A 16,374-nucleotide genomic window follows, 5' to 3' on the forward strand; every position below is an offset into this window, starting at 1 on the left:
CTCCAGGCGGGCCGCTCGCCGGGGTTCACTCCAGCACGGTGGCCCCCTGGTCCACCCCGAGCACCCGCCGCCACACCTCGAGCTTCTCCGGTGACGAGATGGTGAGCTGCTCCCCGGGGAAGTCCTCGCCATCGGCTTTCAGGACGCCACCGAGGGCGTAGTGGTTCTCCCGCTGGACGAGCCCCGGGCGGAAGCGCTCGGCCCCCAGGCGGAGGAGCAGCGGTTGCGAGCCGCCGCGCAGGAAGTTGTTCCTGACCTCGAGTCCGGTGACCACCCCGCCATCGGCGGCCAGCATCAGCCCGTAGCTGGCCGTGTTCTCGAGGATGTTGTCCACCACCTTCACGTTCCTGGCGCCCGCGATGCGGATGCCTTGCCCGTTGCCCGCGGGGATGTTGCGGATGTCCCGGAAGTGATTGCCCTCCACCCGGACGTTCTCGACCGGGGTGCCGCCATTCAGGACGGAGACACCGCGGCCCGCGCGGGAGATGGAGTTGCCCTGGATGAGGATGTCCCGGGCGGATGCATGGATGACCACGGCCTCTCCGGCCGAGGAGCCGGCCGCGCGGATGGCCGTGTTGGGAAACCCGGAGATGACATTGTCACGCACGGTGACGCGCAGGCATTGCTTGATGTCCACTCCGTTCTCGCCCTCGTCATGCAGCGTATTGCCCTCGATGAGCACGCTTTCGGCCGGGGCGGTACCCGCCTGACATTGGATGGAGTCACCCGAGTTGTGATGGATGTCATTGGACCGGATGACGATGTTCCGGGACGGCCCCACCACCACCACGCCATGGGCGTCATCTCCCGGCTTGATGAAGTGGTGGAGGGTGTTGTTCTGGATCGTGATGTCCCGCGCGCCCTCCAGGTACACCCCCGCGCCGGAGGTGCCTGCACGAAGCTCGCTTCCGGACAGGATGGACTGGTTGGCGGTGGCGTCGAAGAGGACGGCGAACATCCGCGCGCCGCCCACGTCGATGTGCAGGTTCTCCAGGTTCCAGCGCCCCTGCACGCGGATGACCGCGCTGCGCACCTTGTCCTTCGGGACGAGGGTAGGGCGGGGCGAGCCCTCTCCGCGCAGGGAGATGGGGGCGACGTCCGTGCCTCGCGATTCGAGGACGAGCTCCTCCGGGTACACCCCGGGGAGCACCCGGATGAGCTCGCCCGGTTTCGCGAGCGTCGCCGCCCGGCCAATGGTGCGCAGCGGGGCCTCGAGCGTGCCCGCGCCGGTGTCCGAGCCCTTCGTGCTCACGTACCAACTACGGCCCGAGGGCACCGGTGGCGGTGGTGTGGGCGGCGTGGGAGCGGGTGGCGAGGATTGCGGCGGAGGCGATGGTTCCTCCGGAACCGGGGCGGGCTGCGACACCTGCTGAGGGGACTGTTCATCGGCGGGCCTGTCCGCGGCGGGCATCTCCGGCTCGCAGGCGAGCAGGAGCAGGCAGGTGAACAGTCCGCACGTCCCCTTGAGGCTTCCCTCGCGACCCGCTCCTCGCGTCACTCCGTGCCCCTCCCTCGCCGACCCCATCGAAGCGCCGAAGGTCGTCACGAGGCTCGCCGGCATCAAGGGGGCTGCCCTGCGGTGAGGTGCGCACGAAGCGCACCCCTGGCGTTCGCGCGGGACGCTCAGAGGCCCGACAGGAAGCTGTCGAGCACCGCGTTGAACTTCTCCGGCTGCTCCTGGTTGGGCAGGTGGGCCGCGTCCGGAATCACCTCCAGCCGGGCTCCGGAGATGAGGTCCGCCATCTGTTTCGCCTTCTCCAGGGGCGTTATCGGATCCTTCTCGCCCACCACCACCAGCGCGGGGCCGGCGTAGCGCGCGAGGATGTCCTTGCTGTCCGGCCGCAGCGCCATGCCCCGCTGTGCCGCCGCGAGCCCCGCGGGGCTGGCCGTCCGGATGAGCGCCGCCACCTCGCGCCCCACCTCCGAGTCCGCTCCCGTCGCCACCAGTTTCGGCAGCAGCGCTCGCACCGACGCCTCGGGGCCCTCCCGCAGCGCCTCCTGGGCCGAGGCCTCCCGCCGCGCGCGTCCCGCCTCGTCATCCGCCGTGGCCTGCGTGTCCACCAGCACCAGTCCCCGCACGCGCCCCGCGTCCTCCCGCAGCAGCGCCATGCTGGCGTATCCACCCATGGACACCCCACCCACCACCGCCGACTCCACCTTCAACGCATCCAGCAGCGCCAGCGCGTCCTGGGCGATGCGCGACATCTCCGTGGGGCCCTCGCCCACACCGCTCCGCCCGAGGCCACGGATGTCCGGGATGATGAAGCGGTAGCGCTCCGACAGCGCCTTCACCTGCTTCGCGTAGGCGTCCCCGTTCAGCGGGAACGCGTGGAACAGCAGCACCGGCAGCCCGCGGCCTTCGTCGCGGTAGTGCAGGGGTACACCGTCGAGGGTGAGGGTGGGCATGGGCTCCTCCTGGGTCTCAAATCCACTGCTTGCTCTTGAACCAGAACAACAGGGTCACGGGCAGCCCGACCACCGACACCATCATCAACCAGAAGAACCCCGTGTGTGACAGGAAGTCGAAGTTCTGTCCGAAGAACCCCGTGATGAAGGACAGGGGCAGGAAGATGGTGGCGAAGATGGTGAGCTGCTTGGTGATGTCGTTGGTCCGGTTGGCCACCATGGACAGGTAGCCATCCATGACGTTGCCCAGCAGATCCCTCCCCGCGTCGATCTGTTCGTACAGCCGCACCAGGTGGTCGTACACGTCGCGGAAGTACAGCGCCGTGCGCTCGCCCACGTTGGGGATGCCCCGCCTCGCCAGCAGGCCCAGCACGTCCCGCTGCGGTGACAGCACCTTGCGCAGGGTCACCAGCGCCCGCTTCATCTCGAAGATGCGTTGCAACTGCTCCGACTGGGGGTTCTCGAAGACCGCCGACTCCAGGTCCTCCAGCTCGTCGTTGAATCGGTCCAGGATGGGGAAGTTCCGGTCCACCATCGCGTCCGTCAGCAGGTACAGCAGGAAGTCCAGCCCTCGCCCGATCATCGTCTGCGGATCGATCAGCACCCGCTGCCGCACCGCCTCCATCCCCTCGAAGGGCAGCTCGTGGACGCTGATGAGCCATTCTGGCCCCAGGAAGAAGTGGTGCTCGTGCAGCGTCAGCTCGCAGACGTTCCCATCCTTCGCGGTAAATCCTTGCAGTACGAGAAACTGATGATTCGGGTACTCCTCCAATTTGGGCCGCTGGTCCAGGTGGAGGCAGTCCTCGATGGCCAGCTTGTGCAGGCCGTAGCGATCCCCGAGCCGCTTCATCACCTCTTCCGTCGGCTGGACGACGTCGATCCACTTGGGGCCGGGTTGGTCGAGCAGCTCCTCACCGCCGGTGAGGGCCTTGCCTTCGTTCAGGAGCAGAACCTGGATCATGCGCGCGCGTGCTTAGTCCGCACTCCCCATGAAAGTCGAGCATCCGCGCCCCGGGGAAAGTGCCAGGATCCGCACGCTCCGGGAGCCGAAGTCCGCGACGCGCCTCGCGGGACTCGTTAGAGTGGGCGCGCCGTGGATGCCGCGACTCCTTCACCCATTCTCTCTCCCAGGCTCGAAGAGCTGCTCCAATCCCTGTCCGATCGCTCCTTCTCCGAGCGACTGCGCAAGGTCTACGGCGCCGCGAGCCAGGCCATCACCCGCCTGAGCGATCTGGATCTGCTGAAGTACGAGACCGCTCACGTGGACGAGAGCCCGGACCTGTCGCTCTGGGAGGAGATGGCCCCCGTCATCCGGGACACGGTGGTGGACGTCAACGGGCTGCTCAACGTCATCCGCGAGCAGTTCTCGGCGCGCTCGGCCGGAGCGACCCCCGCGGGCCCCGGGCCGCTCCTGGCGGCCACCGTGGAGGCGCGGCGGGCCAAGGACGCCTCCGAGCTCCTCCAGGGGTGGATGCAGCAGCTCGCCCAGGGCGTCACCCAGCTCGGCGAGACGATGCGCAACCCCGCTGTCGTGTCGGACCGGTGGACGCTGCTGGCGGAGATCCAACGGCTGCGCGAGCGCTTCCGCGAGCAGATCGGCAACCTCGTCTTCGAGTCCGCCAGTGCCTTCGGGCCGGTGACACGGCAGCAGGTGGTGCCCGGCCACGAGGCCGAGGTGAAGGCGGCGGTGATGGTGCGCGCCATCGTGGCGGATCTGTCGCGCATCGTCTCGGCGCGGCTGTCCAAGGTGCGCGAGGCCGAGCCCGAGGACGTACAGTGGAACGCCCAGCAGCTGCAGACGGAGCTGGATGCCTTCGGCCGCACCGCCGCGTACAAGCACCTGCGCGCGCAGGACAAGCGGCACATCATCGAGCTGCGGGGCAGGGTGGGGAAGCTGGCCATCCAGGACGCCCCGCTCAATCAGGATGTGCTGTCGCTGGTGGAGGAGCTGGACGCCTTCGTGCGCTCGCTCTCCAGCGTGAACCAGCGGCAGGTGCTCCTCGCCCATGACCGCGAGGTGTGGGCCGGCTGCGGCGTGCGGTTGGAGCGGGCCCTGGCCCTCGAGAGCTCGGATCCCTCCGGGGCGGCGAAGGCCCTGGCCGAGGCGGCCGCCAGCGCCCAGTCCCTCTACGGGCGCGATCCCCGGCTCGATGCCTTCCTGCGCAAGGCGCGCAAGCTTCAGCTCGCCCAGCTCTCCGGCGCCGAGCTGGACTCCACCATCGCCACGCTCCAGTCCCTGCTGGCCCTCCTGGACATGATGTGAGTCACCGCGGGAGGTGACGGCCGTCCCCTTGGTTTATTTGCATCTCAAACGATTGAAGGGTATACATTCGTCCGTATACATGTGGATGTGTGTCGCCGGACACGCCCTGTATGGGAAACGGAGCGTTGTCAGGAATCAGGACACCTCTGTCCCTTATCAGGACACCTCCCGCGCATGCCCTGAAAGCCGCTGGAATCCGAAGGCTTTCCTTTGAATGTGTAAACTTCCATTACTTTCGGAAGTGCGGGGGATGCGACATCCACGCTCCATCCGGAGCGTAGGGGAAATCCCAAAGGCTCATATTCTCGGGATTTGCGAAGCTGGCGCGATTCCTGCTCAGGAGTCCCGCGTCCAACGGCAAGCCGCCGTTGGCCAGGAGGAGTCCCCCCTTGGTTCGTACCCGCTTCCTTGCTGCAGCGCTGCTCGCCCTTCCCCTTGCCGCCTGCGAGGCCGACAACTCGCAGCTGCCCGATGGCGCCCAGAAGTTCGACGAGGCCGCCGACTCCCTCGGTGACGTCCAGGCCGCGCTGGCGGCGCTGCCCTCCGCCCGCGTCGTGGGCTCGCACGATGACGGTCTCCCCTTCATGATCGAGGGCCGGCTGAGCGGGGCCCAGAGCCTCGCCGCGGGCTCGTCGCTGTCGAACATCGCCGCGGTGTTCCGCCTGCAGTCCTCGGATCTGGTGACGAAGAGCATCCGCACGGACGAGCAGGGCAACACCCACATCCGCTACAGCCAGACGAAGAACGGGCTGCCGGTGCTCGGTGGCGAGCTCATCGTCCACCAGGACATCGAGGGCGTCATCTTCGCGGCCAACGGTTCGGCGCGTGACGGCGAGCTGGCTCCCGCCAAGGCGCGCATCGACTCGAGCGCCGCGGGGATCGCCGCCCTGAACGCCACCACGGGCCGCCACCTGGAGATCGAGGGCGCGCCGCGCCTGGCGTACGTGCGCTCCAGCAAGGACAACAAGCTGAAGCTGATCTACGAGGTGGTGGTGACGGGCGAGGGCCTGGATCTGCCCATCCGGGATCACGTGTACGTGAGCGCGCAGGATGGCTCCATCGAGGGGGTGGCCACGGACATCCACTCGGCGCTCAACCGCGCGGTGTACTCGGCCAACAACGGCACCAGCCTGCCGGGTACCCTCAAGCGCTCCGAGGGGGGCGCGACCACGGGTGACTCCCACGTCGACGAGAACTACGGTCACCTGGGCACCACCTACAACTGCTACAAGACCAACTTCAACCGCGACTCGTACAACAACGCGGGCGCGCAGCTGAAGAGCACGGTGCACTACAGCACCAACTACACCAACGCCTTCTGGAACGGCAGCCAGATGGTGTACGGCGACAGCAACGGCACGGACTCCGCGCCGCTGGGCAAGTCGCTGGACGTGACGGTGCACGAGCTGACCCACGCGGTGACCAGCTCCGAGTCCAACCTCACCTACTCCAAAGAGTCCGGCGCGCTCAACGAGGGCATGAGCGACATCTTCAGCGCGTACTGCGAGGCATGGACGAAGGGCTGGACGGTGGACGCGGCGGTCTGGAAGATCGGCGACGACGTGTGGACGCCGAACATCGCGGGTGACGCGCTCCGCTACATGAACAACCCGACGCAGGACGGCTCGTCCTACGACTACTACCCCGAGCGCTACACGGGCACCTCCGACAACGGCGGCGTGCACTGGAACTCGGGTATCGCCAACCTGTCCTTCTACCTGCTGAGCCAGGGCGGTACGCACCCGCGCGGCAAGACGAGCACCGTCGTGACGGGCATCGGCGTCCAGAAGGCCGGCGCCATCTTCTACAAGGCGAACGTGGACCTCTTCACGTCGTCCACCACCTTCGCCCAGGCGAAGACGTACACGGAGTCGGCCGCCGCGACGCTCTACGGCTCCGGCTCGGCCGAGCAGGCCGCGGTGACCAAGGCCTGGCAGGCGGTGGGCGTGGGCGTGGCGGTCGCGTCCACCCCGCTGAGCAACGGCGTGGCGATCACCGGCATCTCGGGCGCCTCGGGCTCGGAGAAGCACTACTACCTGGACGTCCCGTCCGGTAAGGCGGTGACCTTCACGCTGAGCGGTGGCTCGGGTGACGCGGACATGTACGTGAAGTTCGGCTCGCAGCCGACCACGTCCTCGTACGACTGCCGCCCGTACAAGAGCGGCAACAGCGAGACGTGCTCCTTCGCCGCGAAGACCACCTCTGGCCGCTACAACGTGATGCTGCGCGGCTACAGCTCCTACTCCAGCACCTCGCTCAAGGGCCAGTACTAGTCCCGAGCACGCTGAACGCGAGCTGAGCTGAACGGCCCCTGGGAGGCACTGCCTCCCGGGGGTTTCGTTCTGCGGGAGGGGAGGCACCGGAATCCGACGCGAGGTGCAGCCGGGCCTTCCCGTGGAGCCGGGAAGGGTGTAGGTGCGGCGGACCGTATGGCTTCCCCCCGACCCTTGCGCGACGCGGACCTCTCCCGGGTGGAAGGGGTCTTCACCGATGTCGACGGCACCCTGACCACCTCGCACCGGATGCTCTCCACCACCGTGCGGGCGCTCGAGCGCCTGGCGGACGCTGGCCTCAAGCTGGTGCTGGTGACCGGACGCCCGGCGGGCTGGGCCGAGGCCTGGGCTCGCACGTTGCCGGTGGAGGGCGTCGTCGCGGAGAACGGGGGTTTGTTCTTCCTGCGGGGGCCCGCGGGTAGGTTGCGCAAGGTGTACGCCGAGTTTCCGCGCGTCCGGGAGTCGAACCGGCGGCGGCTGGAGGCGGAGGTGGCGGCCGTGCTGCGACAGGTACCGGGCGCGCGCCTGTCCGTGGACAGCGCCTACACCGAGGTGGACCTGGCGGTGGACTACAACGAGGAGGCGCGGCTGGGCGAGCAGGGGGCCGAGCGGATCGAGGCGCTGCTGCGGGCGCGTGGGGTGACGGCGGTGCGCTCGTCGGTGCACATCAACTGCTGGCTGGGCCGCTTCGACAAGCGCTCCGCGGTGCGCCGCTTCCTGAAGCTCGCCTGGGGGCTGCGGCTGGAGCCGGGGGATGGGCGCTTCGTGTATGCCGGGGATAGTTTCAACGATGCCCCGATGTTTGGAGAGTTCGCCCTGAGTGTCGGGGTGGCCAACGTGCGGCGGGTGCTGGAGCGCATCGACACGCCGCCGGCCTTCATCACCCGGGCGGAGGAGGGGCGGGGCTTCGAGGAGCTGGCCCGCGCCATTCTCGCCCAACGGGCCCGCCGGGCCCCTCGTCGAGGAGTGGGATCGTGAACGTCGTCAAGCTGGAGCTGGCCCCGGGACTGGGCCGTCACCTGCGCGCGGGGCACCCGTGGGTCTTCCGCAAGGCGCTGGACAAGGTGCCGAAGATTCCCCCCGGCAGCGTGGTGGACCTGGCCGAGAACGGGAAGTTCGTGGCGCGCGGGTACTTCGATCCGTACTCGGCCATCGCGGTGCGCGTGCTGACGCGCAACCCGCGGCAGAACATCGACGCGGCCTTCTTCGCGCAGCGGGTGAAGCAGGCGCTGGCCGAGCGGCGATCCCTGATCGACCTGACCGACACGGACAGCTTCCGGTTGATCCACGGCGAGGGGGATGGGCTGCCGGGCGTGGTGTTGGATCTCTATGGCCGGTACGCGGTGCTGAAGCTGTACTCGGCGGGGCTCACGCCGTACCGGGGGCTCATCGTCGAGGCGCTGAAGGCGGCGGTGCCGGAGCTCAAGGGGCTCATCGGCCGGGACGAGGTGGGCCGGGACGACGCGGAGGACGACGAGGGCCGGGGCTCGGGGCGGATGCTCTGGGGCGAGAAGGCGCCGGAGGTGCTGGAGATCCTCGAGCGGGGCGCGAAGTTCGGCGTGGATGCGTGGCGCGGGCAGAAGACGGGCTTCTTCCTGGACCAGCGGGAGAACCGCTTCCTCATCCGGCGGCTGGCCAAGGGGAGGGACGTGCTCAACTGCTTCTGCTTCAGCGGCGGGTTCTCGGTGAACGCGGCGCTGGGTGGGGCCAAGAGCGTGTTCTCCGTGGATCTGGATCCGGATGCCGTGGCGCTGGCGCGGGAGAACTTCACGCGCAACGGGCTGCCGGCGGAGAAGTACGACTTCCTGGCCGCGGACGTGTTCAAGCTGCTGGCGTCCTTCCGGGAGGAGGGGAGGACGTTCGATCTGATCATCCTGGACCCGCCCGCGTTCGCGAAGAGCCAGAAGGCGGTGCAGGCGGCGATCGACGGGTATGCGTCGCTGAACCGTCAGGCCTTGGGACTGCTGCGGCCCGGGGGCCTGTTGGCGACGGCCTCGTGCTCGGCGCGCGTGGGTCCGGAGGCGTTCCTGGGCGCGGTGAAGGAGGCGGCCTTCAAGGCGGGGGTGGATCTCGCCATGGTGGAGGAGCGCTACCAGCCGCCGGACCATCCGATCCGGCTCCAGTTCCCCGAGGGCCGCTACCTGAAGTTCTACGTGATGGCATCCGTGTAGCCGGCGCGCGCGAGTCCGCGGGGCTCGCGCGTCTCACACGTCGATCCGGTACACCGTGCGGGATGGCTCCACGACGGAGGGCAGGTGCCGGACGCGGAAGCGCTCCTGCGCCGACAGGCCGATGGTGTCCCCGTCCTTCAGCACGGGCCCGTGGTCCAGCAGGTAGTGGGCGAAGTTGAAGGCCCGGTCCACGAGCTCCGCCGGCTTCGTCCGGCACGCCACCAACTCCAGCTCCATGAGCTCGAAGCTCTTCATGCCCGAGGTGCACAGCGTGAAGGAGCCATCGGGGTTGCGCGCGAGTTGGAAGGCGAGCCACAGGTAGAGGGGGAGCCGTTCGCGCGAGGTGCGCCGGGTCTCCTCGATGAAGTCCTCCGGTGCGTTCACCACCGGGCCCTCGCCCCAGTACACGCCGGAGGCATCGGCCGTGGCGGCCACCGCGGCCACCACCCGGGTGAGCAGGAGCATCGTCGAGACGCGGTCCAACCCGGGCGCCAGCACGGCGACGAGGACGTGCCCCAGGTGGGCCTTCAACCGCTCCGTGGCCTCGGGCCAGTGCCACGCGGCGCGCGCCGGACCTTCCAGGTCACCCCACGGAATGGGGGAGCGCATCAGCGAGAGGGTGACGACGGCGCCGTCCAGCTCGAAGCTCAGCGTGTCATCCTCGTGGCGGATTTCCTTCGGGCGCGGCAGGTCCTTCCAGTTGTCCTGCAGGAAGGCCAGCAGGGCGCCTTCGGGAATCGGCCTCGCCCGATCGAGCGTGACCATCGCGAGGCCCACGTTGCGCCGCGGCTTCGGCGCGTCCACGTCCACCGACTTCCTCCGCAAGAAACCCATCCATCCTCCTCACCCCACGCCGGAGCAGCGCCTTGGATGACCGCTCGGGTGGGGACGCGCGAGCCCATGTCGGAGGTGGGTGATAGCAATGAGCGGTGTGGGAGGGGAAGGGCGATGGAGCGGAACCGTGTCCAACGCGGCGGCCTCGCGGGCGTACTACGCGGCCTACCATGGGATTACGTCATGGATGACTTGACGGTCGAATTGGTGAGGGAGGCTGTGGGAGACAGGCCCGTGCGGTGGACGGATCACCGGACCACGAAGGGCGACTTTCCGGGACGCGACTGGGCCCTGGAGATCTTCGACGTGCCCTTCTCCGAGCAACGCGAGCTTCACGGTCGCCTGTTCCTGGGAATCATGAGACAGGCTCATCTTCCACACCCCAGAGAACACGGACCGGTACTACGCCTGGGTCCGCGAGGAGCACGCGGCGGAAATGGCCGGAGCGACCTGACGTCGCTTCCAGGCGGGCCATTCCACCGTCGTTCGCGGGGGTGATGGCCCGTCCTGCCGAGGCCTTCGTCCTCAGTGCTTGAACACGCGCGAGGCGACGCGGTCCAGCACCTCGTCGCCCCACACGAGACTCGCCTGGGTGAGGCGCCGCATGTCCTCCTTGAAGGCCGCGTCCTGTGGCACCGTGGAGTAGGTACGGCTCAGGAAGAGGCTCTTGTTCTCGGGTTCGTAGTCCACCGCGCCACCGCCGGTGTCCGTGCCGGACTTCTCCTCGGCGCGGAAGCCCTCGAGGACGCCGGGCTTGGGGGGATCGCGGAACTTGTAGACGAGCGCGCTCGCCTCGAGCGCCTGCGTGTCCGAGTGGTACTCGAAGTAGAGCTGCGCATCGCCGAGCACCGCTCCACCGAATCCCTGCGGGTTGAGGCCTTCGCTCGGCTGCCCGAGGGACTTCATGAACGCCTGCACCAGTCGTTGCGCTTCGTCGCGGGTCATGGGTCCTCCGCCTCCAGGAGGCGTCGTTCTTCCGACGGCACGTTAGCAGCAGCCCACGCGGCATCGCGAGCAATGCGGCCCGGGATGACCGCCGGGGTCGGGGTGGGCTGCCCCATGTCAGAGGTGGGCGGTAGGAAGGGCGGAGGTGGAGGGGAAGGGCGATGGAACGGAAGGCGTGGGAGAACCTGGCGGCGGCGCGTGTGCTTCTGGACGTTGAGGAGCCGTGCCCCAATGCGGCGGCTTCACGGGCGTACTACGCGGCCTACCATGCGTGCTGGCATGCGATGAACGAAGTGGGTATCCCTACTCCAGAAGTCAGGTCCGGTGTATATTACTTCCTGCATGAGCCTCTGCCGTACGAGGCACGTAGGACCGGGGTGCTCGATGACTGGACGAGCCAGGAGTTGTTCGACCTGCGCGAGCTACGGATCGCCGCGGACTATCTGGAGGAAGACGTGACGGTCGAGGATGCCTGGGAGGCACTGAAGGCGGCCACGGTCATTGTCCGGCATGTGCTTGGGGAGGAGCCCACATGGTGAACGAACGAGAGGAGATCCGCCGGCAGGTGAGGGAGATCGTCGGGAAGCGGCCCGTGAGGTGGACGGACCACCGGACCACGAAGGGCGACTTCCCGGGCCGGGATTGGGCCCTGGAGATTTTCGACGTGCCTTCCTCCGAGCGCCGGGAACTCATCCACCGCCTCTGGGGACTGTTGACGAGTCTCTGGGACGAGAGGCGTCTGGCGCTCACCGTCCTCTTCCACACCCCGGAGAACACGGATCGGTACTATGCGTGGGTCCGCGAGGAGCACGCGGCGGAAATGGCGGGAGCGACCTGATATGCGACAGCTGGGAACCGTGGTGCTGTTCACCGTGCTCGCCGGTTGTGGAGGGGGCGAGGAGATCCGGCGCTACCGCGTGGCGGTGGATCCCGCGCCTCTCTCGGCGCTTCCGGCCTCCTGTTATCTCGGGGGGACGCCGCCCTCGCCGCGGGTGGAGGAGCGCAACCTCTACCGCGATTTCATCTGGACCGTCTGGGAGGCCGGGAGCTCCGATCGGGCCTTCCTGGAGATGGACTCTCCCGAGGGCGGCTGGCGGCTCGGGGACGCCCCGCCGGTGAGGCTCTCGGGGGCCATCGCCGGGAGCGGAGACTCCTTCTCGGCCGAGCGGGTGCTGGTATCGGCCGACGGTCAGGAGCTGGAGTCCACGGCCCTGCGCATCGTTTTCGAGGACCTGGACACCCTTTCCCGGGGCGTGGTGGAGCTCAAGTCGAGCTGTGCCTCGTGCGCGGGGGGCAGCCCCCTGTCCTGCGAGGCCCGGCTGTCGTTCACTGCCCGGGAGGAAGCGCTCCAGGAGTGAAGCGCGCGGACCCACTCCGGGTTAATCTCCAGGCCCTCTATGGTCCTCAAAGGTCAGTTCCTCGAGCGTCCCACGCTCATCCCCCTGGGGTCCGAGGTGATGGAAGGCATGGCGCATCGGGGTGATGAACGCCCCCCGCTGCTCGTCCTCCCGCCCCGTCCCGAGGACGGGGGCGGCATGGACCATGTCATCGGCGCCGAGCTGGCCTTCGCCGCGTCCTCGGCCGGCCACCCCACCTTGCGCTTCAACTACCGCGGCGTCGGCGGGAGCCAGGGGACTCGGGGCTCGGGCGAGGCGCTGGTCCAGGACGCCGGGGCCGCCCTGGAGGTGGCGCTGGAGAATGCCCATGCCCCCGCCGTGGCGGTGGCCGCGCTCCATGGGAGTGCCCGGGTCGCCCTCGCGCTTCGCGCGCACCATCCCGAGGTGGCGGGCCTGTGTCTGGTGAGTCCCAGGGAGGTGGAGGCCCGGGAGCTGGCCGGGCTCGGACGGGGGCTGCTGGTGGTGGTGGGCGAGCTGGACTCCACCCTGTCCCGGGCGGAGCTGGCCCAGGCCGTGGACGCCGCGGGGGGCACGCTGGAGGTCGTGGAAGGCGCCGGGGCCAATTTCCATCACGCCCTGCCCCAGGTGGGAAAAGCCGTGCGCGCCTGGCTGAAGCGGCTGTCGGGCAAATGACCTCGTGTCGTGTAACCTATTGATTTGACGAAGGTTCCTCATCCCGGAGGGAACTTGCCCGCTGGGAGGGGTATCAAACAGATTCGATCCAGACCCAATCGTTCCGCGGTTCGTTCGTATGGGTCGTCAAAGGAGCGCCCATGCCCATGAAGCGTTGGACCCTGGCAAGTGCGGTGCTGGCCCTGGTGATGGCGGCGGCCTGCGCGTCTCCCCCGGAGTCCGGGGGCGAGCAGGCGCGGGAAGCGCCCGCGGTGGACACCTCGCGGCGTGAGCTGGCCGAGGAGGTGCCCGGCGGCATCGTCGTGGATTTCAAGGACGGCACCTCCAAGGCCGAGTTCGATGCCTGGGAAGCCGAGTGGGGTGTGAACCTCGAGTTCAACTCCGTGGAGGGCGAGCGAACGGGCGTGACGATCGCCCGGGGCGTGGGTTCCGTGGACGAGGTGCTCGCGCGCATCCGCCAGAACCCGGCCGTCGAGTCCGCCGAGCCGCTGAAGGTGTACTCGGTGCCGCCCGCGGAGGAGGCCGTGTCCGGGCTGGAGGCGCCGCTCGAGGAGGTGGGCAAGGACGGCTACACCCCGAACGATCCGGACTACCCCAAGCAGTGGAACCTCCGGATGATCCACATGCCGAGCGCCTGGCAGCAGAGCCGTGGCAAGGGCGTGGTGGTGGCGGTGCTGGACACGGGCGTGGCCTACGAGGATCACGACGACTTCAAGCAGGTGCCGGACCTCGAGGGCGTCAAGTTCAAGACGGGGTACGACTTCGTCAACGACGATGCGCACGCGAATGACGACCACGGGCACGGCACGCACGTGGCGGGCACCATCGCGCAGGCGACCAACAACGGCCAGGGCGTGGCCGGCGTGGCCTTCGAGGCGACGCTGATGCCGGTGAAGGTGCTCAACCACTTCGGTGCCGGCACGTCGGCGGACATCGCCGAGGCCATCCGCTTCGCGGCGGACAACGGCGCCAACGTCATCAACATGTCCCTGGGTGGGGGTGGCTACTCGAAGGTGATGGCGGACGCCGTGGAGTACGCGCGGAAGAAGGGCGTCACGGTGGTGGCCGCGGCGGGCAACGCGGGGCGCTCGCGGGTGGAGTTCCCGGCGGCGTACCCGGGCTCGGTGGCGGTGGCCGCGGTGGGCCCGAATGGCACGCGGGCCCCGTACTCGTCCTATGGCAGGGAGCTGGACATCGCGGCCCCGGGTGGTGACAAGCGCCAGGGAGACGCGGGCGGCATCCTGCAGAACACCATCGATCCGCGGGATGTGTCGCGCTCCGTCTACGCGGCCTACCAGGGCACGAGCATGGCGACCCCTCACGTGGCGGCCGTGGCGGCGCTGCTCTACGCCGAGGGCGCCAGCGGGCCGGACGAGGTGGAGAAGGCCCTCTACGCCGGGGCGAAGCGGGTAGGGGGCCAGGCCTGGACGGAGGAGTACGGGCACGGGCTGCTGGACGCCGAGGCCTCGCTGAAGGCGCTCGGAGGTGGGGCCTCGCGCTGGCCGTCACTGTGGTGGGCCCTGGCCCTGCTGGCGCTGGTGCTGCTGACGATGCGCGGGCGCGAGCGTCCGGGCTACTTCAACATCCTCTTCCGTCCGAGCTTCCTGGTGCCGCTGGTGCTTGCCACGGTGGGCGTGTTCTTCGCGCGCTCGTGGTTCGGCGGGGCCTCGGGTGTGGCGGGTGATGTGGTGGACGCGGCGTACCTGCCCATCCCCGACTGGCAGCGCATCATCTTCGGCCGGGGCAAGATGGCCAACCCGCTCTTCTACAGCTCCCTCATCCCCCTGCTGCTGTCCTTCCTGGCCATCAAGTTCCGGGGGCTCCGGCCGGCCATCGGCGGGCTCGCGCTGGGCTTCGCCGGTTTCCTCGCCTACGCCGCCTGGAGCAAGGCGCCCGCCCTGGCGTGGATGCCCTTCACCTTCCTCGCCGTGCCATGGCTGGTGGTCAATACGTTCATCTGCCTCTTCATCGCGCGGGCCCTGCTGCGCAAGGAGTCCGCGGTATGAAGCTCACCGGACGCGTGGTGTTCCGCGACATCGAGGGCGGCGTCTGGGTGCTCGAGGGGGATGATGGGCACACGTACCAGCTCGCTGGCGGCGACCGGAAGATCAAGAAGGACGGCCAGCGGGTGGAGGTCCACGGTGACGTCGCCCGAGACGTGATGACCTTCGCCATGACGGGCCCCGTCTTCAACGTGGCGTCCTACCGTTTCATCTGACCCGTGACGACGGGTGGGGCGGGTGGTGGGGCCTCAGCGCCGCACCATCCGCTGGAGCAGGTGCTCGAGCGCCTTCTCCGGCTCCTGACACAGGCCCGAGTGCACCGGGCCCGTCTGGATCATCGTGCTGCGCGGCGCCACCAGCCAGTGGAAGCGCTCCTTTTGCGGCAACTGGCCGATGGGCCCCGCCGCCTTGCCTCCGGCGCAGACGCGGGGAATGGAGGCCAGGTGGCCGCGGATGAGCTCCACGTCGGCCTCCGGTGCCAGCGCCGCGAGCCGCCGCTCGTCCAGCTCCACCCGCGCATCGAGGTAACGCCGGGTGAGGCAGTAGAGGATGACGCCCGCGTTGATGAACTCCTCGCGCTCCACTCGCGGCACGACGCGGATGATGGCGTAGTCAAACGAGCTGTGCGCGGGCACGTTGTGCCTCCTCGATGAACGCCGGCAGCGCTTCCAGGCGCTTCAGCAGGTAGGTGGCATAGGCCTCCCGGTGCTCCGCCACCGTCGCGAAGCGAGGCTCCATCGCCGGGCCCAGCCACGCGTCGGGCACGCACGCCACGACGTGCTGGATGACGTCCGCCGTCACCCGCTGGCGCAGGAGTGCTTCCGCCTCGGGGAGCGCGGAGGCCCAGGGCAGCAGCACGTGATCCTTCACCGCCGGGAAGCGGCTCTGGCTGCGCTCCAGGTAGTCGTCCCAGGCGTGGTGGAAGTACAGGGACGCGCCGTGGTCGATGAGCCACAGCGCCTTGTGCCAGGACAGCAGGTTCGGGTTCTTCGGCGTGCGGTCCACGTTCGTCACGTAGGCGTCGAAGCACACGATGGCCGAGGCCTCCGCGGCTGCTGGTGCCGGGCCCACCGTCGGATCGAACGTGATGGAGCCCGGCAGGTAGTCCATGCCCAGGTTGAGGCCCGCGCTCGCCTTGATCAGATCGCGGATCTCCTCGTCCGGTTCGGCGCGGCCCAGTGCGGGATCCAACTCCACCAGCACGAGCTCCGGCATCCTCAGTCCCAGGGCCCTCGCCAGCTCGCCCGAGAGGATCTCGGCCACGAGCGCCTTGATTCCCTGGCCCGCCCCCCGGAACTTCAGGACGTACAGCCCCGAGTCCTCCGCCTCGATGATGGCGGGTACCGAGCCGCCCTCTCGCAGCGGTGTGACGTAGCGTGTCGCGGTGATCGTTCTCATGTGTCGACCCTCACCCCAGCCTTCTCCCCGAGAGAGACGGGGGCATACACC

General features: G+C 68.7%; 17 protein-coding genes. 10 read left to right on the plus strand and 7 right to left on the minus strand.

Features of this window, described 5'->3' with window-relative positions; translation table 11 throughout:
- Positions 1-25 precede the first annotated feature (25 nt).
- The 3 genes from JQX13_RS37380 to corA form a co-directional block, all read right to left on the minus strand.
- Positions 26-1,498: a right-handed parallel beta-helix repeat-containing protein gene (locus JQX13_RS37380; protein WP_239014090.1), complete on the minus strand. Its 1,473-nt coding sequence runs from the start codon at positions 1,496-1,498 to the stop codon at positions 26-28.
- 125 nt (positions 1,499-1,623) lie between these two features.
- Entirely contained in the window at positions 1,624-2,406 is a 783-nt protein-coding gene (locus tag JQX13_RS37385) for an alpha/beta fold hydrolase (protein WP_203404208.1), read from the minus strand.
- A gap of 16 nt (positions 2,407-2,422) precedes the next feature.
- The gene (corA, locus tag JQX13_RS37390) at positions 2,423-3,367 is read right to left on the minus strand and encodes a magnesium/cobalt transporter CorA (RefSeq protein WP_203404209.1); all 945 of its coding nucleotides are present in this window, start codon (positions 3,365-3,367) and stop codon (positions 2,423-2,425) included.
- Positions 3,368-3,499: 132 nt separating this feature from the next.
- Here corA and JQX13_RS37395 point away from each other — a divergent pair, with 132 nt between their 5' ends.
- The 4 genes from JQX13_RS37395 (at position 3,500) to JQX13_RS37410 (ending at position 9,113) form a co-directional block, all read left to right on the plus strand.
- Complete coding sequence (locus JQX13_RS37395; RefSeq protein ID WP_203404210.1) at positions 3,500-4,669, plus strand: hypothetical protein; 1,170 nt, start codon at positions 3,500-3,502, stop codon at positions 4,667-4,669.
- 389 nt (positions 4,670-5,058) lie between these two features.
- Positions 5,059-6,942 (plus strand): M4 family metallopeptidase, encoded by a 1,884-nt coding sequence (locus JQX13_RS37400; RefSeq protein WP_203404211.1) that lies wholly within the window; start codon positions 5,059-5,061, stop codon positions 6,940-6,942.
- 156 nt (positions 6,943-7,098) lie between these two features.
- A complete protein-coding gene (locus JQX13_RS37405; protein ID WP_203404212.1) occupies positions 7,099-7,920 on the plus strand; it encodes an HAD-IIB family hydrolase in 822 nt (273 codons plus the stop codon).
- The gene (locus JQX13_RS37410) at positions 7,917-9,113 is read left to right on the plus strand and encodes a class I SAM-dependent rRNA methyltransferase (RefSeq protein ID WP_203404213.1); all 1,197 of its coding nucleotides are present in this window, start codon (positions 7,917-7,919) and stop codon (positions 9,111-9,113) included. Before JQX13_RS37405 ends, JQX13_RS37410 begins: the two co-directional genes overlap by 4 nt.
- Before the next feature lie 33 nt (positions 9,114-9,146).
- On the opposite strand, the gene JQX13_RS37415 is transcribed toward JQX13_RS37410, so the two are convergent.
- Positions 9,147-9,947: a DUF4261 domain-containing protein gene (locus JQX13_RS37415; protein WP_203404214.1), complete on the minus strand. Its 801-nt coding sequence runs from the start codon at positions 9,945-9,947 to the stop codon at positions 9,147-9,149.
- A gap of 525 nt (positions 9,948-10,472) precedes the next feature.
- Positions 10,473-10,892 (minus strand): type III secretion system chaperone, encoded by a 420-nt coding sequence (locus JQX13_RS37420; RefSeq protein WP_203404215.1) that lies wholly within the window; start codon positions 10,890-10,892, stop codon positions 10,473-10,475.
- A 161-nt stretch (positions 10,893-11,053) separates the two neighbouring features.
- Between JQX13_RS37420 and JQX13_RS37425 the strand changes: the two genes are divergently transcribed.
- The 6 genes from JQX13_RS37425 (at position 11,054) to JQX13_RS37450 (ending at position 15,140) form a co-directional block, all read left to right on the plus strand.
- On the plus strand, positions 11,054-11,431 hold the full coding sequence (locus tag JQX13_RS37425; protein WP_203404216.1) for a HEPN domain-containing protein: 378 nt from the start codon (positions 11,054-11,056) through the stop codon (positions 11,429-11,431).
- Positions 11,425-11,730, plus strand: a complete 306-nt coding sequence (locus JQX13_RS37430; RefSeq protein WP_203404217.1) for a hypothetical protein — start codon at positions 11,425-11,427, stop codon at positions 11,728-11,730. The genes JQX13_RS37425 and JQX13_RS37430 overlap by 7 nt, the downstream gene beginning before the upstream one ends.
- A 1-nt stretch (position 11,731) precedes the next feature.
- Positions 11,732-12,250 carry a hypothetical protein gene (locus JQX13_RS37435; protein WP_203404218.1) on the plus strand — a complete coding sequence of 173 codons (519 nt, stop codon included), beginning with the start codon at positions 11,732-11,734 and terminating at the stop codon, positions 12,248-12,250.
- Positions 12,251-12,289: 39 nt separating this feature from the next.
- On the plus strand, positions 12,290-12,922 hold the full coding sequence (locus JQX13_RS37440) for an alpha/beta hydrolase (RefSeq protein WP_203404219.1): 633 nt from the start codon (positions 12,290-12,292) through the stop codon (positions 12,920-12,922).
- Positions 12,923-13,062: 140 nt separating this feature from the next.
- The gene (locus JQX13_RS37445) at positions 13,063-14,928 is read left to right on the plus strand and encodes a S8 family serine peptidase (protein WP_203404220.1); all 1,866 of its coding nucleotides are present in this window, start codon (positions 13,063-13,065) and stop codon (positions 14,926-14,928) included.
- On the plus strand, positions 14,925-15,140 hold the full coding sequence (locus tag JQX13_RS37450) for a DUF5818 domain-containing protein (protein ID WP_203404221.1): 216 nt from the start codon (positions 14,925-14,927) through the stop codon (positions 15,138-15,140). Before JQX13_RS37445 ends, JQX13_RS37450 begins: the two co-directional genes overlap by 4 nt.
- 33 nt (positions 15,141-15,173) lie before the next feature.
- Here the strand turns inward: JQX13_RS37450 and JQX13_RS37455 are convergent, their stop codons facing one another.
- Together JQX13_RS37455 and JQX13_RS37460 are read right to left on the minus strand one after the other, a co-directional pair.
- On the minus strand, positions 15,174-15,560 hold the full coding sequence (locus JQX13_RS37455) for a DUF3037 domain-containing protein (RefSeq protein WP_203404222.1): 387 nt from the start codon (positions 15,558-15,560) through the stop codon (positions 15,174-15,176).
- Complete coding sequence (locus JQX13_RS37460; RefSeq protein WP_203404223.1) at positions 15,538-16,323, minus strand: HipA family kinase; 786 nt, start codon at positions 16,321-16,323, stop codon at positions 15,538-15,540. Before JQX13_RS37460 ends, JQX13_RS37455 begins: the two co-directional genes overlap by 23 nt.
- Positions 16,324-16,374: the final 51 nt, after the last annotated feature.

The organism is Archangium violaceum, assembly GCF_016859125.1.
GTDB classification, from domain to species: Bacteria; Myxococcota; Myxococcia; order Myxococcales; family Myxococcaceae; genus Archangium; species Archangium violaceum_A.

What these genes read in the sequence shown, in the direction of transcription:
- JQX13_RS37385 (WP_203404208.1), bottom strand. Translation starts at nt 2,406, where the DNA reads ATGCCCACCCTCACCCTCGACGGTGTACCCCTGCACTACCGCGACGAA.
- corA (WP_203404209.1), bottom strand. Translation starts at nt 3,367, where the DNA reads ATGATCCAGGTTCTGCTCCTGAACGAAGGCAAGGCCCTCACCGGCGGT.
- JQX13_RS37405 (WP_203404212.1), top strand. Translation starts at nt 7,099, where the DNA reads ATGGCTTCCCCCCGACCCTTGCGCGACGCGGACCTCTCCCGGGTGGAA.
- JQX13_RS37415 (WP_203404214.1), bottom strand. Translation starts at nt 9,947, where the DNA reads ATGGGTTTCTTGCGGAGGAAGTCGGTGGACGTGGACGCGCCGAAGCCG.
- JQX13_RS37420 (WP_203404215.1), bottom strand. Translation starts at nt 10,892, where the DNA reads ATGACCCGCGACGAAGCGCAACGACTGGTGCAGGCGTTCATGAAGTCC.
- JQX13_RS37425 (WP_203404216.1), top strand. Translation starts at nt 11,054, where the DNA reads ATGGAACGGAAGGCGTGGGAGAACCTGGCGGCGGCGCGTGTGCTTCTG.
- JQX13_RS37430 (WP_203404217.1), top strand. Translation starts at nt 11,425, where the DNA reads ATGGTGAACGAACGAGAGGAGATCCGCCGGCAGGTGAGGGAGATCGTC.
- JQX13_RS37435 (WP_203404218.1), top strand. Translation starts at nt 11,732, where the DNA reads ATGCGACAGCTGGGAACCGTGGTGCTGTTCACCGTGCTCGCCGGTTGT.
- JQX13_RS37440 (WP_203404219.1), top strand. Translation starts at nt 12,290, where the DNA reads ATGGTCCTCAAAGGTCAGTTCCTCGAGCGTCCCACGCTCATCCCCCTG.
- JQX13_RS37445 (WP_203404220.1), top strand. Translation starts at nt 13,063, where the DNA reads ATGCCCATGAAGCGTTGGACCCTGGCAAGTGCGGTGCTGGCCCTGGTG.
- JQX13_RS37450 (WP_203404221.1), top strand. Translation starts at nt 14,925, where the DNA reads ATGAAGCTCACCGGACGCGTGGTGTTCCGCGACATCGAGGGCGGCGTC.
- JQX13_RS37460 (WP_203404223.1), bottom strand. Translation starts at nt 16,323, where the DNA reads ATGAGAACGATCACCGCGACACGCTACGTCACACCGCTGCGAGAGGGC.